Below are 19,172 nucleotides of genomic sequence, written 5' to 3' on the forward strand. Positions count from 1 at the left end.
AACCTTACAAGCTAATTTATCGGTCGATAAGCCGATGATTTTTTTCGGTCTCGGGAGAATGACCGGGCCAAAGAGGAGGAAGACATGCATATCGCAATCATCGGCGCCGCAGGTATGGTTGGCCGCAAGCTGACGCAGCGTCTCGTCAAGGACGGATCGCTTGGCGGCAAGTCGATCGACAGGTTCACGCTTATTGACGTGTTTCAGCCTGAAGCGCCCGCCGGCTTCTCCGGTGCGGTCGATGCGCGCGCGGCCGATCTGTCCGCGCCGGGCGAGGCCGAAAAGCTGGTCGAGGCCCGTCCCGATGTCATCTTTCACCTTGCCGCCATTGTGTCCGGCGAAGCCGAACTCGATTTCGACAAGGGCTATCGCATCAATCTCGATGGCACGCGCTATCTCTTCGACGCTATCCGCATTGCCAACGGCAAGGACGGATACAAGCCGCGTGTGGTCTTCACCTCTTCGATCGCCGTGTTCGGTGCGCCGCTTCCCTATCCTATCCCGGATGAGTTTCACACCACGCCTCTGACCAGCTACGGCACGCAAAAGGCGATCTGCGAACTGCTGCTGTCCGATTACAGCCGTCGCGGTTTCTTCGATGGTATCGGCATTCGTCTGCCGACCATCTGCATTCGTCCCGGCAAGCCGAATGCGGCCGCTTCCGGCTTTTTCTCCAATATCCTGCGCGAGCCGCTTGTCGGCCAGGAAGCGGTTCTGCCGGTGCCGGAAAGCATTCGCCACTGGCACGCTTCGCCGCGCTCCGCCGTTGGTTTCCTTCTCCACGGTGCTACGATCGACGTGGAAAAGGTCGGTCCGCGCCGCAACCTGTCGATGCCCGGCCTCAGCGCCACCGTCGGCGAACAGATCGAAGCGCTGCGCAAGGTTGCAGGCGAAAAGGCCGTTGCCCTCATCCGCCGCGAGCCGAATGAGATGATCATGCGCATGTGCGAAGGCTGGGCGCCCGGTTTTGAGGCCAAGCGCGCCCGCGAGCTGGGCTTTACCGCTGAAAGCTCCTTTGAAGAGATCATTCAGGTTCATATCGAGGACGAACTGGGAGGTTCACTGAAATGAGTATCAGTGGGGAGGAGAAGAAGCGGTCTGTCGCCTTTATCGGCACGGGCCTGATGGGCGGGCCGATGGCCCGACGCCTACTGGGCGCTGGCTTTTCGGTTTCGGTCTGGAACCGTAGCGTCGAAAAGGCTGAGGCGCTGGTTGCCGATGGCGCGGTTCTTGCGGCATCGCCGGCCGAAGCCGCCAAGGGTGCTGATATCGTCATCACCATGCTGAGCGATGGCAAGGCCGTGGGCGAGGTGCTGTTCGAAGCGGGTGTGGCCGAAGCGCTGGAAAAAGGCGCTGTTGTCATCGACAGCAGCTCGATTGCGCCGCCTATTGCGCGTGAACATTCCTCCCGGCTTGAGGCGCTGGGCCTTCATCATATCGATGCACCGGTTTCCGGTGGTGTGCCGGGCGCAACTGCGGGCACGCTTGCCATCATGGCCGGCGGAGACGAGGCGCTGGTGTCAAGCCTATCGGATTTCTTCGCGCCGATGGGCAGGCTCACCTATGTCGGTCCTTCGGGCGCGGGTCAGCTCTGCAAGCTCGCCAATCAGCAGATCGTCGCCATCACCATCGGCGCGGTTGCCGAGGCGATGATGCTGGTGGAAGCGGGCGGAGCATCCCGCGAAGGGTTCCGCAATGCCATACGCGGCGGTTTTGCCGAAAGCCGGATCCTGGAACTGCATGGCGAACGCATGGTGAAGCGCAATTTCGTGCCGGGCGGTCCCTCCAAGTTCCAGCTCAAGGATCTGAATGGCGTGCTGGCAACGGCGAAGGATTTGTCCCTGACGCTGCCGCTGACCCAGCAGGTAACGCGGGAATTCGATGATTTCGTCAGCGATGGCGGAGCCGATATCGACCATAGCGGCATCCTGCTTTACCTCGAAAAACTCAACAACCGCGAACAGGGCTGAGGCGATCTCATGAGCGACGAGAATACACCCGTGCGGCGGCTGCGATCCCAGGACTGGTTCGACAACCCTGATCATCTCGACATGACGGCGCTCTATCTGGAGCGCTTCATGAATTACGGCGTCACGCCAGAAGAGCTGCGTTCCGGCAAGCCGGTCATCGGCATCGCCCAGAGCGGCAGCGATCTGACGCCCTGCAACCGCGTCCATGTGGAGCTGGTCAAGCGCGTTCGTGACGGCATTCGCGATGCGGGTGGCATCCCCATCGAGTTTCCGACCCATCCGATGTTCGAAAACTGTAAACGTCCGACCGCGGCGCTTGACCGCAATCTTGCCTATCTCAGCCTCGTGGAAGTGCTTTACGGTTATCCGCTCGATGGCGTCGTATTGACCACTGGCTGCGACAAGACCACGCCTTCGGCGCTGATGGCGGCAAGCACGGTCGATATTCCGGCCATCGTCTTGTCCGGCGGGCCGATGCTCGACGGATACCATGATGGCGATCTGGTCGGCTCCGGCACCGTCATCTGGCGCATGCGCCGCAAATACGGCGCTGGCGAAATCACCCGCGAGGAATTTCTGCAGGCGGCGCTCGAATCCGCCCCTTCGGTCGGCCATTGCAACACCATGGGCACGGCTTCGACCATGAACGCCATTGCCGAAGCGCTCGGCATGTCGCTGACCGGCTGCGGCGCAATCCCGGCCGCTTACCGCGAACGCGGCCAGATGGCCTATCGCACCGGCCGCCGCGCCGTCGAACTGGTTGTCGAGAATATCAAGCCTTCCGACATCATGACGCGCGAGGCGTTTTTGAACGCGATCCGCGTCAATTCGGCAATCGGCGGATCGACCAATGCCCAGCCGCATCTGGCGGCGATGGCGAAACATGCGGGCGTCGAGCTTCGTGAAGAGGACTGGCAGGTCCACGGTTACGACATTCCGCTGCTTGCCAATGTCCAGCCCGCCGGCAAATGGCTGGGCGAGAAATACCACCGCGCCGGCGGCACGCCCGCCATCATGTGGGAGCTTCTGCAAGTGGGCAAGCTCGATGGAAGCTGTCCGACCGTGACCGGCAAGACCGTGGCGGAAAATCTGGACGGGCGGGAATCGACAGACCGCGATGTGATCCTGCCCTATAACAAGCCGCTCAAGGAACGGGCCGGTTTCCTCGTTCTCAAGGGCAATCTGTTCGATTTCGCCATCATGAAGACGAGCGTGATTTCGGCGGAATTCCGTCAGCGTTATCTGAGTGAGCCGGGCCGTGAGGGTATTTTCGAAGGCAAATGTGTGGTGTTCGATGGTTCGGAAGACTATCATGCCCGCATCAACGATCCGTCCCTCGATATCGACGAACGCACCATTCTCGTCATTCGTGGAGCGGGGCCGCTTGGCTGGCCGGGGTCTGCTGAGGTCGTCAACATGCAGCCGCCGGATGCGCTCCTGAAAAAAGGCATCACCAGCCTGCCGACGATCGGCGACGGCCGGCAATCGGGAACGGCGGACAGCCCGTCGATCCTCAATGCCTCGCCGGAAAGTGCCGCCGGTGGCGGTCTGGCATGGCTTCGCACCGGTGATGTGATCCGCATCGATTTTAATCAGGGTCAATGCAATGTGCTGGTGCCGGATGAAGAGATCGAGGCCCGCAAGGCAGACGGCATTCCCGCCGTGCCCGCGGATGCGACCCCATGGCAGCGCATCTATCGCCAATCCGTGACCCAGCTTTCGGATGGTGCGGTGCTCGAAGGCGCTGCGGATTTCCGCCGGATTGCTGAGAAGATGCCCCGGCATAATCACTAATCAAGCGCGACGAAAAATCCCCGGTCACGACCGGGGATTTTTCTTGCTCAGGCGGTTTCGCAATTGATTGCGACCTCCTAATGTACCCGTAGATCCGCATTACAGGGGCAGGGCATGACAGATATTTCGATGATCGAGGCTGCGCGCGAGCGCATCGGCAAGCATGCAGTGCGGACACCGCTTCTGTCGTCGCCTTTTCTGGACGAGATTGCCGGGCGAAAGCTGTTCGTGAAGGCCGAGTGCCTGCAAAGGACGGGTTCGTTCAAATTTCGTGGCGGCTGGTCGGCGGTATCCGGCCTGCCGGCCGATGTGCGCGCCAAAGGCGTGATCGCCTTTTCCTCTGGCAATCATGCGCAGGGCGTGGCGCTGGCCGCCCGTCTGCACGGCGTTCCTGCCGTCATTATCATGCCGTCCGATGCACCGAAGATCAAAATCGACAATACCCGCGCCTATGGTGCGGATGTGGTGCTCTATGATCGCGAGAACGAAGATCGCGACGCTATCGGAGATCGCCTTTCGCGCGAGCGTGGGCTGACGTTGATCAGGCCCTACGACGAACCGCTGGTCATTGCCGGGCAGGGGACGGTAGGGCTGGAGATTGCCGAACAGGGCGCGGAGCTGGGTATCGATGCAGCCGAGGTTCTGGTGCCCTGCGGTGGCGGTGGCCTCACATCCGGGATCTCCCTTTCACTTGCGGCGAAAGCCCCGAACTACAAGGTCAGGACATCCGAACCGGAGCGGTTCGACGATGTGGCGCGCTCCCTTGCCTCGGGCAAGGTCGAGCGTAACGCCACCACCGCGGGATCGATCTGCGACGCAATCGTCACACCGCAGCCCGGCATCATCACCTTCCCGATCATGACCGGGCTTTGTGGAAAAGGCCTTGCCGTGACCGAAGAAGAGGCGCTGCGAGCCATGGTTCTCGCCTTCAATCGGCTGAAGGTCGTCGTTGAACCCGGCGGTGCAGTGGCTCTTGCGGCGGCCCTGTTTCATGGTGACGAGCTGGAGAGCGAAACGGTGATTGCGGTTGCCTCTGGCGGCAATGTCGATCCGGGAATTATGGCTGACGCGCTATCCCGCTTCGGCTGAGAGGCAAGGGCTGAGATCAGGCCTCGAGCCGTGCCGCGACTTCGTTGGCGATCGCCAGCGATGCGGTGAGGCCCGGGCTTTCTATGCCGAAAAGATTGACGAGGCCGGCAAGGCCATGCGTTTCCGGCCCGTCGATGCGGAAATCCATGGCCGGTTCGTCTGGCCCGGAAATCTTCGGCCGGATGCCGGAATAGGCCGGAGCCAGCGCATTTTCGGGAAGGCCCGGCCAATAGCGGCGTATCGCGTCGCCGAAACCCTCCATGCGGCGGGGATCGACGGCATAATTGATGGTTTCCACCCACTCCACGTCAGGTCCGAAACGGGCCTGACCGGCGAGATCAAGCGTCAAATGCACGCCAAGGCCGTGAGTATGCGGTGCAGGGTAGATGAGCCGTGAAAACGGCGATTTGCCGGTAAGCGAAAAATAACTGCCCTTGGCGAAACGCGCTTCCGGTATGGCGTGCTCCGGCAAGCCCTCGATCTTTTTTGCTGCCATCGGCGCCAGAAGGCCGGCGGAGTTGACGAGCAGCCGGCATGTCAGGCTGAGAGGCTCTTTCCCGCCCACGTGAACCCGGAAACCGTTACCGGTCGCTTCCGCTCTTTCGAAGGGTGCGTTCAAGGCAAGGGCGGCGCCATGGTCTTCCGCGTCGCCAAGCAACGCCAGCATATAACCATGGCTGTCGATGATGCCGGTCGAGGGTGAGATCAGGGCCGCAGCGCAGGTGAGCGCAGGCTCGAGCGAGAGCGCCTGCCGCTCGTCTATCAGTTCGAGGTCGTCGCAGCCATTGGCATAACCCTTGTCCTTGAGCGCTGCCAGCAGAGTGGTCTCGGCCTCATCTGCTGCCACGATGAGTTTGCCGCAACGACGGTGCGGAACGCCGTGGCTCTGGCAGAACGCATAAAGCTGCTCTCTTCCTTCCACGCAAAGGCGAGCCTTGAGACTTCCGGCCGGATAATAAAGTCCGGCGTGAATGACCTCGCTGTTGCGGGACGAGGTTGCGGATCCGAATTCCTTTTCGCTTTCGAGGATGATGACGGAAAGGCCGCGCATCGCCAGCTCGCGGGCTGTCGCCAATCCGATCACCCCGGCTCCGATGATGATGGCGTCGATGTCCGTCATGGTCCTTATCCAAGCCCTCCGATGGTTTTGAACGGAAATGCCGTCCGCCACGTTGATCCTGCGCAATGGGTAGATTGATGCTTGTCCGGCGGCAAGTCGCGATCCGTATTTTTCCCAATGCGCCGAACTTATGGAATTTTATCTCTACTGAAACAGTGGGGAATAAAGCTATTCTTTAGGGGAAATGAGCAGTGCCCGCTTTGACGGGCCGAGCAAGGAAGGGAGTGTACAATGTCTTATTCCAAGGCCGGAAAAGTAAAAGACTTTGTCTCGCAACCCCAGTCGCCGCGCAGCTGGAGAGATTCGGTTCATGCAGCTCTTGTCGGCGTGTGCCTGGCTTTCGTGGCTGCGGTCATACTTGGTCTCGTTCCCTGATCCTCCCAGATATTCTCATCAGGAAACTTGAGAAAAAAAGGCCGGTCGCTCCTCCGACCGGCCTTTTTATATTCATTCACACCTTGAGATAATCCTCTGCCAGATCGACCCAGAAGGCGGTTCCGATTGGCAGGATTTCGTCGTTGAAGTCGAATTTCGGATGGTGCAGCGGCGGGTCGTTATCGGTGCGTGCAGTACCGAGGAAGAAATAACAGCCGGGCCGTTTCTCCAGCATGTAAGCGAAGTCTTCGGCGCCCATCGACGGGCGTTGCATTTCAACCACCTTTTCCGCCCCGGCAAAACGACGGGCGAGACCGGCGACATAGTCCGTTTCCGCCTTGTGGTTGACGGTTGGGTTATAACCGCGCTGGTAATCGAGTGTGACGCTCATGCCGTAGCTCGCGGCCTGGCCTTCGGCTATCGCCCGGATGCGCTTTTCCAGCTCGTCGCGCACGCCCGCGTCGAAGGAGCGGATGGTGAGCAGCATTTCCGCCGTTTCGGGAATGACGTTGCTGGCCACGCCGGCATGAAATGCGCCCACGGTGACGACGGCCGAAAGTTGCGGATGGATGTTGCGGGAAACCACCGTCTGCAGGGCCATGATGATGCTTGCGCCGGCAACGATGGGATCCGCCGCATCCTGCGGTTCGGCGCCGTGGCCGCCATAACCGTTGACGGTGATCTTGCATTCGTCGACGGCGGCGAGGATCGGCCCGTCGCGCAGGACGAATTGTCCGAAGGGCTGGCCGGGATCGTTATGGAGGGCAAAAACCGCATCGCAGGGGAAACGGTCAAACAGCCCATCCTCGATCATGATGCGGGCGCCGCCGAAATTCTCCTCGGCCGGCTGGAAGATCAGATGCAGGGTTCCGTCGAAATTCCTGCGTTCGGCGATGATCTTCGCCGCGCCCAAGAGCATGGCCGTGTGTCCGTCGTGACCGCAGGCATGCATCACGCCTTCATTGGCGCTCGCATAGTCCGCCCCGGTTTCCTCATGGATCGGCAGGGCATCGATATCGGCGCGAATGCCGAGCGTGCGGGTGCTCTCACCATTGCGCAGGGTGGCGACGATGCCGGTTCCGGCAAGCCCACGCGTTACCTCGTAGCCCATTTCCACCAGCTGTCCGGCAATGAAATCCGACGTCTGGAATTCGGAAAGACCGATCTCGGGATGACGGTGCAGGTGGTGGCGGATCGCCACCACATCCGGCATATGATTGGCAAAGGATGCGATATTCGCGGTCTGTCTGGTCATTTTCGAAGTCCCTGGTTACGCCGCTTTTTTCCGGCGCCTTTTGCAAAGGGCATAGCAGCATATGCAGACGTATGTAAGGGCGCACATAAGGGACGCTCCCGGAGCCGAAAGGCCTTGAAATTCAGCGCTTGCATCGTATCGCGACAGGTGGCATGGAACTATTGACGTCCTGGGGCATTAGCTTTTTTCGGATGTAGCGCGGGCCTTCTCGGTCCCGTGTTGCCCTTCAGGTGTCAAAGGGGGATTATCGGACGTTGCGCGAACAATTTTCGCCGTGGGGGAAGGTGCGAAATCCGCTTGGAACGGCATTGCCGGGCCAGAGGGCGAAATTTTCCTGTCGTCGAAAATCCATTCTTCGCACCGATCCCTGGCTTTGCAGGGATATCGGGCGGATTGCGCCGAAAAACGCCGTGCTTGCGGATATGCGCCGTTTGACGATGCGTTGCGCACGACGGCTGGTCCGGTTCACCGAAGGTTCAGGATAAATCATAAATATAGCGTGGCCCGATTTCGTGCGTGTTCCCGCCATGGACGAAATGCCGGTCAAGTCGAACAAGTTTCCATAAAGTTCAGAATACGAGCCCGATGTCATTTCATATCACCCCGACCGCCGCCGCCCGTGATTCCGAGACGAAGCAGATCGATCATAATGATTCGATCCGCGCGTCCTATATGACGGTCGAGGAACTGCATGATGCCGGTGCCGCGCTTTCGCGCGATGGTGCCGACAATCTTCCCGGCTTCATGGAGTTCGATTTCTTCGAGCGCCACCGCGAGAACGAGAAGGAAATCCTGCGGGTCTACCGCACAACGGCCGTCGACGCGGAAAATGGTGCGACGATAACCCCGGCGGCGGAATGGCTGCTCGACAACCATTACGTCATCGAAGAGGCGATCCAGGAAGTCCGCCGCGATTTTCCGCGCAAGTTCTATCGCCAGCTGCCGACAATGACGGTGGGCGGCGTGACGATCCCGCGGGTCATGGCGCTCGGCTGGCTTTATGTCGCACACACGCACAGCACGGTTTCGCGCGAAAACATGACGGCGCTGGTGGATGGCTACCAGACGTCGAAGACGCTGCAGATCGGCGAATTGTGGGCGCTGCCCTCCATCATCCGTTTCGTTCTCATCGAAAATCTTCGACGCATCTCCATTCGCGTGGAGCGCTCGCGCCGCATGCGCCAGAAGGCGAATGAAGTTGTCGACGAGATCATTCGTCTCAACGATGCGGAGGCCTCCGCGGCGCTTCTCAAGCAGGTCGATTCGCTGGTCGATGACCCGACTTTTGCGACGCAGTTCCTCTATCGTCTCCGCAACGGCTCGCAGACCTCTGGTTTTGCGGTGGCCTGGCTCGAAGAACGCCTGCATGCTGCCGGCACCGACGCCGAAAATGTCATGATGTCGGAACACAATCGCCTGGCATCCGGCAACGTGACGATGGGCAATATCGTCAAGAGCCTGCGTGAGATAGACGATACCGAATGGTCGGTGTGGTTCGAGGAAGTCAGCCATATCGACAAGGTTCTGCGTGAGGAAACCGACTACGAGGTTCTCGATTTCGGTTCCCGCAACACCTACCGCAACACGATCGAGCTTCTCGCGCGCCGCTCTCCCAAGAGCGAGGTAGAGGTCGCGCGCGCCGCCGTCGAAATGGCGCGATCCGTCGAGCCTGCCGAGGTGGCCGAAAACCACCGCGTCAATGTCGGCTCCGTGCTTGTCGGCCAGCGCCGGTTCGAGCTTGAAAAGGTGCTGGGTTACCGGCCGCTGGTATCGCAGCATATCGTCCGCTCGATGCGCAAGTTCAACTGGCTCGCGATTGCGGCGCCGGTGTTTCTCATTACCGCACTCGTCATGCTTGCTGTCGGCTGGTTCCTGGCGGAAGCGGGTATGCCCTGGTATGTGGTGACCGCATTCCTGCTGATGTTCGCATTGCCTGCTTCGGAAGGCGCTACCGGTCTGTTCAACACGCTTGTCACTTTCTTCGTGAAGCCGTTCCGGTTGGTCGGATACGAGTTCAAGAACGGTATTCCACAGGATGCCCGCACGCTTGTTGCTGTGCCCTGCATGTTGACCAGCCGCGACAGCGTCGACGAGATGATGCGCAATATCGAGGTGCATTATCTCGCCAATCCGCATGGTGAGATTTATTTCGCGCTGGTCAGCGACTGGCGTGATGCGCAATACGAACAGTCTGACGACGACCTCGAGATTCTCGACTATGCCAAGCGCGAACTTGCGGCGCTGAACAGCCGTTATGCCTTTGATGGCAAGACGCGTTTTTACCTGCTGCATCGCCGCCGCATCTACAATCCGGCCGAAGGCTGCTGGATGGGCTGGGAGCGCAAGCGCGGCAAGCTGCATGAACTGAACATGCTGCTGCGTGGCGACAAGGACACGACATTCCTCGGTGGCGCCAATATCGTGCCGACCGACGTCAAGTATGTCATGACGCTGGATGCCGATACGCGCCTGATGCGCGATGCGGTGACCAAGCTCGTCGGCAAGATGCATCACCCGATCAACCGTCCGGTGATCGATCCGGTGTCCGGCCGGGTCGTCGAAGGCTACGGGCTGTTGCAGCCGCGCGTAACGCCGTCGCTCACGACCGGCAAGGACGCCTCCGTCTTCCAGCGCGTCTTCTCGATCAACCGCGGCATCGATCCTTACGTCTTCACCGTTTCCGACGTTTATCAGGACCTGACCTCCGAAGGCACCTTCACCGGCAAGGGTCTTTATGACGTGGATGCCTTCGAGGCGGCGCTGAAGGGCCGTATCGAGGAAAACTCCATCCTCAGCCACGATCTGCTCGAAGGCTCCTTCGCGCGCTGCGCGCTGGTGACCGACGTGGAACTGGTCGAGGATTTCCCGACCCGCTACGAGGTGGAAGTCTCGCGCCAGCATCGCTGGGCGCGTGGCGATTGGCAGTTGCTGCCCTATATCGTTGACCGCGCCCGTGGCGTTACCGCCATCGGCCGCTGGAAGATGGTCGACAATCTGCGTCGTTCGTTGACGCCGATTGCCTGGTTCTTCGCTTCTATTCTCGGCTGGTATTTCATGGACCCGCTCGGCGCGCTGATCTGGCAGATCCTGCTGATCTTCTCGCTGTTCGTCGCACCGACGCTCTCGTTGCTTTCCGGCCTCGTGCCGCGCTCCACCGACATCGTGCCGCAGGCGCATTTCCACACCATCTGGTCGGAAATCCGCGCCACCAATGCGCAGGTGGCGCTGCGTATCGTCTTCATTGCCGATGCTGCCTGCATGATGACGGATGCGATTGTCCGTTCGCTTTATCGCCTGCTCGTCAGCCACAAGCTGATGCTGGAATGGCGTACCGCCGCCAGCATGCAGTCGAGCGCGCAGGGTGGCATCACCTATTATTTCCGCCAGATGTGGCATGCGCCTGTTGTGGCCATGCTCGGGCTGTTGTTTGCGGCGTTGCCGGGTGACAATGCTTTCCTGATCGGCATTCCCTTCACGCTGCTCTGGGTTCTGTCTCCAGCCGTTGCCTGGTATGTCAGCCAGTCGGCGGAAACCGAAGACCGGCTGTTCGTTTCGGAACATGTCTCCTTCGAGCTTCGCAAGATCGCGCGCCGCACATGGCGTTATTACGAGGCCTTCGTGACGCCGCAGGAAAACCACCTGCCGCCGGACAACTTCCAGGAAACGCCGGAGCCGATCGTCGCTTCGCGCACCTCGCCCACCAATATCGGCGTCTACCTGCTTTCCATCATTTCGGCGCGCCAGTTCGGCTGGATCAGCTTTGCCGATACTCTCGAGCGGATCGAGAACACGATCCAGACCGTCGAGAAGATGGAGAAACATCGCGGCCATCTCTACAACTGGTATCATACGGACACGTTGCAGACGCTTGGCCCCCGCTACGTTTCGGCGGTGGACAGCGGCAACCTTGCCGGTCACCTGATTGCGGTCTCGTCTGCCTGCCGCCAGTGGGCGGAAGCGCCTTCCGCGCATCTTCAAGGCAATCTGGACGGTATCGGCGATCTGGCCGGCATCCTGCGCGAAACGCTGAAAGCGCTGCCCGACGACCGCAAGAACCTGCGTCCGCTGCATCGCCGTCTCGAAGAGCGTATCGTCGGTTTTTCGAATGCGCTGGCCTCCGTCAAGCGCGAGCATGAATTCGCGTCGATCCGCGTCATCAATCTCGCGGTACTTGCGCGTGACATCCAGAAACTCGCTACCAACGTCGATCACGAGGTAAAGTCTGCGCAGAGTGCGGAAGTGACCCGCTGGGCGCAATTGCTCGTGGATTGCTGCGAAGCGCATATTTCCGACAGCGCCATCGACCTCACCAATATGGAACCGCTGCGCCAGCGTCTCGCATCGCTGCGCGACCGCAGCCGCAACCTCGCCTTCTCGATGGATTTCACGTTCCTTTACCGCAAGGATCGCCGTCTTCTGTCGATTGGTTACCGCGTCGAAAGCAAGGAGCTGGACGAGGCCTGCTACGACCTTCTCGCCTCTGAATGCCGTCTGACCAGCCTCTTCGCCATCGCCAAGGGCGATCTGCCGACCGAGCACTGGTACCGTCTCGGCCGTCAGGTCGTGCCGATTGGTGCGCAGGGCGCGCTGGTCTCCTGGTCCGGCTCGATGTTTGAATATCTGATGCCGCCGCTCGTCATGCAGGAGCGTCAGGGTGGCATTCTCAACCAGACCAACAATCTGATCGTCAAGGAACAGATGAACCACGGCCGCCGCCTTGGCACGCCATGGGGCATTTCCGAAGCGGCGTTCAACGCCCGCGATCACAACATGAACTACCAGTACACCAACTTCGGCGTGCCCACGCTTGGCCTCAAGCGTGGCCTTGGCCAGAATGCGGTGATTGCGCCCTATGCGTCGATCCTCGCCAGCCAGTACGATCCTGATGGTGCTCTGGAAAACCTCGACAAGCTGCGCAAGCTTGGTGCGCTTGGCCAGTACGGATTCCACGATGCGGTGGATTTCACGCCGACACGCGTGCCGGATGGCAAGGTCTGCGCGGTGGTCTACAACTACTACGCCCACCACCATGGCATGTCGATTGCGGCCGTCGCCAACGTCGCCTTTGATGGCGTGCTGCGCGAACTCTTCCATTCCGATCCGGTAATCGAGGCGGCCGAGTTGCTGCTGCAGGAAAAGGCACCGCGCGAAGTGCCTGTCATGAGCGCCAAATACGAGCCGGAAACGCCCGGCAAGGAACAGGCCGACCTGTTGCGTGCGGAAGTGCGCTCCATTGTCGACCCGGCCGTGCGCGACCGCGAAGTGGTGTTCCTCTCGAACGGCCATTATTCGACGATGCTCACCTCGACGGGTGCGGGTTATTCGAAGTGGAACGGACAGGCGATTTCCCGCTGGAAGGCGGACCCCACCGAAGATCGCTGGGGAACCTTCATCTTCCTGCGCGATACCACCAATGGACAATGGTGGAGTGCGACGGCTGAGCCGCGTGTCATCGAAGGCGAAAAGACCAAAACGATCTTCACCGACGACAAGGCCGAGTTCCACAAGAATGTCGGCGATCTGCAAAGTGTCGTCGAATGCATCGTCGCCACCGAGCACGATGCCGATGGCCGCCGCGTGACCCTGCTCAATGTCGGTTCCGAGGATCGCTACATCGAAGTGACCTCCTATATGGAGCCGGTCATTGCGTCTGAGGACGACGACAACGCCCATCCGCTGTTCTCGCGGATGTTCGTGCAGACGGAGATCGGCCGCCGCGGTGATGTTATCCGCGCCTGGCGCAATCGCCGCAGCCCGAATGAGCCCGGCACGATCATCGCGCATCTTGCTGCTGACAATGCCGGCCCGTCCCGTCCGACCGAGTTCGAGACGGACCGCGCCAAGTTCATCGGTCGCGGCCGGTCGCTTGGTGAAGCGGCGGCATTCGATGCCGGCGCTACGCTTTCCAGCACCGATGGTTTCACGCTCGATCCGATCCTTTCGCTGCGTCGCACCGTGCGTGTGCCGGCGGGCAAGAAGGTGAGCGTTATCTTCTGGACGATTGCCGCGCCGAGCCGTGAGGAAGTCGACAAGGCGATCGACCGTTATCGCCATCCGGACGCTTTCGCCCATGAACTCGTGCATGCCTGGACGCGCACGCAGGTGCAGATGCGCCATGTGGGCGTCACCTCGCAGCAGGCCGCCGCTTTCCAGCATCTCGGTCGTTATCTGACCTATCCCGACATGCATCTGCGTGCGGATTCGGAAACCCTGAAAACGGGCCTCGCCTCGCAGCGGGCGCTTTGGCCGCTTGCCATTTCGGGCGATTTCCCGATCTTCAGCCTGCGCATCAACGACGATATGGATATGGATATCGCCCGCGAAGCGCTCAGCGCCCACGAATATCTTCGTTCACGCGGCGTGATCTTCGATCTCGTCATCGTCAACGAGCGGGCCGCGTCCTATGCGCAGGACATGCAGCATGCGCTGGATCACATCTCCGAGGCGCAACGCCGTATCAATCCCGCCGATGGCGGCCGCCCGCACGTATTCTCCGTGCGTCGCGACCTGATGGACGAAGAGACCTGGAGCGCGCTCCTGGCGGCTTCCCGCGTTGTGCTGCACGTCCGCAATGGCAAGATCGTCGATCAGATCAACCGCGCGGTCTCGCTGTTTGCGGCGCATCGCGGTCCTGACGGTACGACTGAAACTGCGCAGACCCGCCTGCCGGTGCCGGCCTTCCCCGTTGCGGAGCCGGTCGAGGATGAAGGCGATCTCGATTTCTGGAACGGTTTCGGCGGTTTCGCCAAAAGCGGACAGGAATATGTCGTGCGCCTGCATGGTGGACAGTCCACGCCGCATCCGTGGATTAACGTCATCTCGAACGAAAGCTTCGGTTTCCATGTGTCGGCGGAAGGCGCCGGGTTCTCCTGGAGCCGCAATTCGCGCGACTATCAGTTGACCCCCTGGAGCAACGATCCGGTCATCAACCGGCCGGGCGAAGCCTTCTATGTTGCCGATGTGGAAACAGGAAAGCTCTATACACCTTTCGCCGCGCTATCGCGCGATCCGGAAGCGCTGTTCGAAACCCGTCATGGTCTCGGTTATTCCGTACTGACCGGCAAGACGGATACGCTTGAAGTCGAGGTGACGCAGACGGTCGACCGTGAAAAGCCGGTTAAGTTCTCGCAGCTCATCGTTCGCAACAAGGGTTCGAAAAGCCGCCGCCTGAAGGTCTATGCCTATGTTGAATGGGTGCTGGGCAATAACGGCCAGAAATCCGCGCCGTTCATCCTGAGCAGGCACGATGCCGGCAGCAATGCGATTTTCGCGTCGAACCCCTACAGCATCGACTATAGCACCCGCACTGCCTTCCTGACGCTCGACAGCGAGGCCAGCGGTTTCACCACCAGCCGCCGGGAATTCATCGGCCGCTTCGGTTCGGCACAGGCCCCGCAGGGCATCGTGTCCGGTGCAGCACTCAGCGGCAGCACCGAGGTCGATGGTGATCCCTGTGCTGCACTGATGCAGGAAATCCATCTGAAGCCCGGTGAAGAGCGGCATATGACGTTCATTCTCGGCGATGCCGATAATGCAGAGGAGGCGGCCACGCTGGTTGGAGAGGTTCGCAAGGCGGATTTCCAGTCGGTGCTGGAGGGCAGCAAGGCGTTCTGGACTGGCTTTACCGGCCAGTTGCAGGTTTCCACGCCCGATGCCGGCTTCAACCACATGGTCAATAGCTGGCTGCCCTATCAGGCGCTGGCGTGCCGTATCCTTGCCCGCACGGCCTTTTACCAGTCGAGCGGTGCCTTCGGCTTCCGTGACCAGCTTCAGGATACGCTGGCCTTCCTGCTCTATCAGCCGGATCTCGCCCGCAAGCAGATCATGCGCGCGGCAGGCCGTCAGTTTGCGGAAGGCGACGTGCAGCATTGGTGGCTGCCGTTGACCGGTGCAGGTGTCCGCACGACGATTTCGGACGATGTGGTCTGGCTCGCTTATGCGATCAACCAGTATGTATCGGCCACGGGCGATAGCGCCATCCTCGATGAAAGTATCCCCTTCATAAAGGGTCCGGCATTGATGCCGGGGCAGCACGATGCCTTCTTCCAGCCGGAGACAAGCGACAAATCCGCAAGTCTTTACGAACATGCGGCGCTGGCGCTCGATCTCGCCATCCATCGCACCGGCGAAAACGGTCTGCCGCTGATCCTCGGCGGTGACTGGAACGACGGCATGAACCGTGTCGGCATCGGCGGCAAAGGCACCAGTGTGTGGCTTGGCTGGTTCCTGGCCGGGGCGCTTCGCGATTTCATCGAGATCGCTGAGAAGCGTGGCGATACCGAGCGTGTCGGCAAGTGGGCGGCGCACCGCGAAAAGCTGCGCAATGCTCTCGAAACAGCGGGCTGGGACGGCAGCTATTACCGGCGTGGTTACTTTGATGATGGCACGCCGCTTGGTTCTGCCACCAGCGAGGAATGCCAGATCGATTCACTTGGCCAGAGCTGGAGCGTTCTTTCCGGTGAAGGTGAAGAAGGCCGGTCACGACAGGCGATGGACGCCGTGATGGAGCATCTGGTCGATGAAAAGACCGGCATCATCCGCCTGTTCACTCCGCCCTTCTCGCGGGCGCCGCATGATCCGGGCTACATCAAGGGATATCCGCCGGGTGTGCGCGAAAACGGCGGACAATATACCCATGCGGCGACCTGGGTAGTGCTCGCCCTTGCACGACAGGGCCGCGCCCAGGAGGCTTGGAACTGCTTCAAGCTGCTCAATCCGGTCAATCATGCGCTTGATGCGTCGTCGTCCGAAACCTACCGGGTTGAACCCTATGTGGTGACTGCGGATGTTTATGGTGAGGGCGCCTATGCGGGCCGTGGTGGCTGGAGCTGGTATACGGGTTCTGCCGGCTGGCTCTATCGCGCCGCGATAGAGGGTATCCTTGGCATCACCCGAACCAACGGCAAGCTTCATATCGCGCCTTCGCTGCCGGAAGACTGGAGCGGTTTCTCGGTGAAGATCACGCTCGACGGAAAGGCAAAGGACATCGTCGTCAGCCGCAAGGCCGGCTCGGCGGAGGTTTCCGTGTCCGTCGATGGCAAGCCCCTGTCGGCAGGTGATCGGGTCATTCCTTTCGACTGAGGCGACGAGGTCTCTATTCGCTTTTAAAATCGGCCCCCTGCGGTGACGCAGGGGGCCGAACTTTTATAAGCTGCCTTTTACCTCTGCGGTATGTCGGCCGGATCGTTGCTCAGAAGCCCAAGCTCCTTCTGAGATGAGGTTATCCATGAAAGCCTGGATGAAGCGCGGGGCGGGGCTGTCCGGTTCAACCTGGGAATCGACCACTTCGACCAGAAGCAGTCGTTGCGAGCGGTCCATTCTGAAAGATGTGCCGTGGCAGGAATCTATCGTCTATGGTCGGCTTCACGAATTGCCCGCAGGGGTTGGTAGCGGTTTCTGAGGGTTTCACGACAATCTCGGTAGATGGGAAAGGACGTTGTCTTGCAATTCAGCGGATCGTTTACAGGATCAGCATTACTGGTGTTGTTCGCCACTCTTTCCTTGGCGTTGTCGTGTTGGTTGGCGCGCTATCCTCGGAGAACGAGCGTCGGAATCGCACTTGGTGTGCTTCTCGGAGTTCTCTTGATCAATGCCACGGCAGGTCTTGTTGCCTTTTTGGGAAATGTCCTCCCATTCGGGCAGATAGATTTTTGGCTGGCAAATTCTTTGACCGAAATTGTCCGATAGGCGATCTATGCTTCTGCGTGGTCTTCACGAAGCGGACAAAGAAAAAGGGCGAACAGCATGCTGTTCGCCCTTTTTGCGTTCCGAAAGCTAAGAGCCTCAGGAAGCTATGGCCTTTGGCCGGGGCTGACCTTCGTCGTCGTTCAGCAGGCCGCTGGTGCGCAGCAGCGAGGTGAAGCGACCGCCACGCTGGCTGAGCTCGTCGAACGTTCCCTTTTCGACGATACGGCCCTGATCGAGGAACAGCACCTGATCGGCATCGCGAACCGTCGAAAGGCGGTGGGCGATGATGAAAGTCGTGCGGTTCATTCTCAGCGCATCCACGGCGGCCTTCACGCGTGCTTCCGTTTCCACGTCCAGCGCGCTGGTTGCCTCGTCGAGGACCAGAATAGGGGCATTCTTCAGGATCGCGCGGGCGATGGCGATGCGCTGGCGTTCGCCACCGGACAGGCGGTTGCCACGTTCGCCCACCTGCGTCAGGTAGCCGGTGATGCGGCTGTCGATGAAATCCGTCGCCGCTGCCGCTGCCGCCGCTTCCACCACCTCCGCGTCGGTCGCCGATTCGCGGCCGAGGCGGATGTTTTCGCGGATGGAACGGTTCAGCAGGCCCGCATCCTGGAACACCGTGGCGATGGAGTTGCGGAGCGAGTTTTTCGTCACCGTCGAAATATCGGTTCCGTCGATGAGAATCTGCCCGGAATCCGGATCGTAGACGCGCTGCAGGAGGTTGATGAGCGTGGTCTTGCCTGCACCCGTCGGCCCGACGATCGCAATGGTCTGTCCGGCTTTCGCCGTAAACGAGATGTCGTGAACGCCCTGCTTGGTGTTGGCGAAACCGAAGTTGATGTTGCGGAACTCCACGGTGCCGGAGACATTGGACAATTCGCGAGCATCACCCGGCTCTTCCCGTTCCTTGACGGAATCTTCCAGCACGAAGAAGTCCTCGAGCTTGGCGCGGGCTTCGAAAATCTGCGTCACGAACTGGCGCATCTGGTCGAGACGGCCGATGAGAAGATTGGCGAAACCGATGAAGGCAATGACGTCACCGACACGCAACTGGCCGCTCTTCACCAGCACGGTGCCGATGACGAGGATGATCATCATCGAAACAGTGGAGGCCGTGCGGTTCAAGGCACTCGCGAAAGCCCACCAATCGAGCACCGGATATTGGGCGCTCAGCAGTTTTTCGGTGAAGGATTTCAGCGCTTTCGTTTCAGCTTCGATGCGGTTGTAGCTATGCAGAACCGACACGTTGCTGATGGAATCGCTGACATGCGCAAAAACGCTGTGATAGTGCTCCTCGACGGACGCCTGGCCGTCCTTGGTGCGGCCCATCACCCACTTGCCGATGAACCAGTAGACGATGCCGAGGCCGATCAGGACGAAGCTGAGGCGCATGTCCATGGCCATGGCTGTCGGGATGAGCAGCGTCAGCGCCACGAAGGTCGCCAGATGCGTGCGCATGAATTCGAGCCACAGGCCGAACAGCGTCTCACTGGCGCGCAGCAGCGTGTGCAGCGCGTTCGAGGTGCCGCGCAGATGGTGCCAGGACAGCGGCATTGAGATGATCCGCGCGAAGGCTTCCGTCAAAAGCGAGGCGCGGCGGCCATGCGCCAGCCGGTCGGCCTCGCGGGCGACTGCGACATAAGCCACGGTGTTGAAGACACCGAAGCCCGCCCACAGGATAAGGATGGAGGTGACATCGGAGCCGGAAGAGATGGCGTCGATGATCCGTCCGAACAGCACGGGTTCGGCAATGGTGATCGCTGCAAGAATGACGTTGGCGATGACAACGACCAACACCCGCCATTTATGTACGGTCAGATAGCGCAGGGCGCGTGTGTAAACCTGAAACAAGGTCAAATTTTCAATCCAGTCCGGCGTC

At 60.3% G+C, this 19,172-nt stretch carries 8 protein-coding genes; 5 read left to right on the forward strand and 3 right to left on the reverse strand.

Features of this window, described 5'->3' with window-relative positions; translation table 11 throughout:
- The first annotated feature begins 84 nt into the window (after nucleotides 1-84).
- The 4 genes from denD to RBH10_RS23150 all read left to right on the forward strand — a co-directional run bounded on the left by denD (nucleotide 85) and on the right by RBH10_RS23150 (nucleotide 4,853).
- Nucleotides 85-1,071, forward strand: coding sequence for a D-erythronate dehydrogenase (gene denD, locus RBH10_RS23135; protein ID WP_003516536.1), 987 nt, complete (start codon nucleotides 85-87; stop codon nucleotides 1,069-1,071).
- Complete coding sequence (locus RBH10_RS23140; RefSeq protein WP_281038294.1) at nucleotides 1,068-1,970, forward strand: NAD(P)-dependent oxidoreductase; 903 nt, start codon at nucleotides 1,068-1,070, stop codon at nucleotides 1,968-1,970. The genes denD and RBH10_RS23140 overlap by 4 nt, the downstream gene beginning before the upstream one ends.
- 9 nt (nucleotides 1,971-1,979) lie before the next feature.
- A complete protein-coding gene (locus RBH10_RS23145; protein ID WP_281038293.1) occupies nucleotides 1,980-3,764 on the forward strand; it encodes an IlvD/Edd family dehydratase in 1,785 nt (594 codons plus the stop codon).
- Nucleotides 3,765-3,878: 114 nt separating this feature from the next.
- The gene (locus RBH10_RS23150) at nucleotides 3,879-4,853 is read left to right on the forward strand and encodes a threonine/serine dehydratase (protein ID WP_281038292.1); all 975 of its coding nucleotides are present in this window, start codon (nucleotides 3,879-3,881) and stop codon (nucleotides 4,851-4,853) included.
- Nucleotides 4,854-4,869: 16 nt separating this feature from the next.
- On the opposite strand, the gene RBH10_RS23155 is transcribed toward RBH10_RS23150, so the two are convergent.
- Together RBH10_RS23155 and RBH10_RS23160 are read right to left on the reverse strand one after the other, a co-directional pair.
- The gene (locus RBH10_RS23155) at nucleotides 4,870-5,973 is read right to left on the reverse strand and encodes an NAD(P)/FAD-dependent oxidoreductase (RefSeq protein WP_281038291.1); all 1,104 of its coding nucleotides are present in this window, start codon (nucleotides 5,971-5,973) and stop codon (nucleotides 4,870-4,872) included.
- A 451-nt stretch (nucleotides 5,974-6,424) separates the two neighbouring features.
- Entirely contained in the window at nucleotides 6,425-7,603 is a 1,179-nt protein-coding gene (locus RBH10_RS23160) for a M20 aminoacylase family protein (RefSeq protein WP_281038290.1), read from the reverse strand.
- Between the two features lie 585 nt (nucleotides 7,604-8,188).
- On the opposite strand from RBH10_RS23160, the gene RBH10_RS23165 reads away from it, so the two are divergent.
- The gene (locus RBH10_RS23165; protein WP_281038289.1) at nucleotides 8,189-16,684 is read left to right on the forward strand and encodes a GH36-type glycosyl hydrolase domain-containing protein; all 8,496 of its coding nucleotides are present in this window, start codon (nucleotides 8,189-8,191) and stop codon (nucleotides 16,682-16,684) included.
- A 702-nt stretch (nucleotides 16,685-17,386) separates the two neighbouring features.
- On the opposite strand, the gene RBH10_RS23170 is transcribed toward RBH10_RS23165, so the two are convergent.
- Nucleotides 17,387-19,150, reverse strand: coding sequence for a glucan ABC transporter ATP-binding protein/ permease (locus RBH10_RS23170; RefSeq protein ID WP_082065844.1), 1,764 nt, complete (start codon nucleotides 19,148-19,150; stop codon nucleotides 17,387-17,389).
- Nucleotides 19,151-19,172 lie beyond the last annotated feature (22 nt).

Origin of the sequence: Rhizobium sp. AN73, assembly GCF_030757975.1 — a bacterium.
GTDB classification, from domain to species: domain Bacteria; phylum Pseudomonadota; class Alphaproteobacteria; order Rhizobiales; family Rhizobiaceae; genus Agrobacterium; species Agrobacterium arsenijevicii.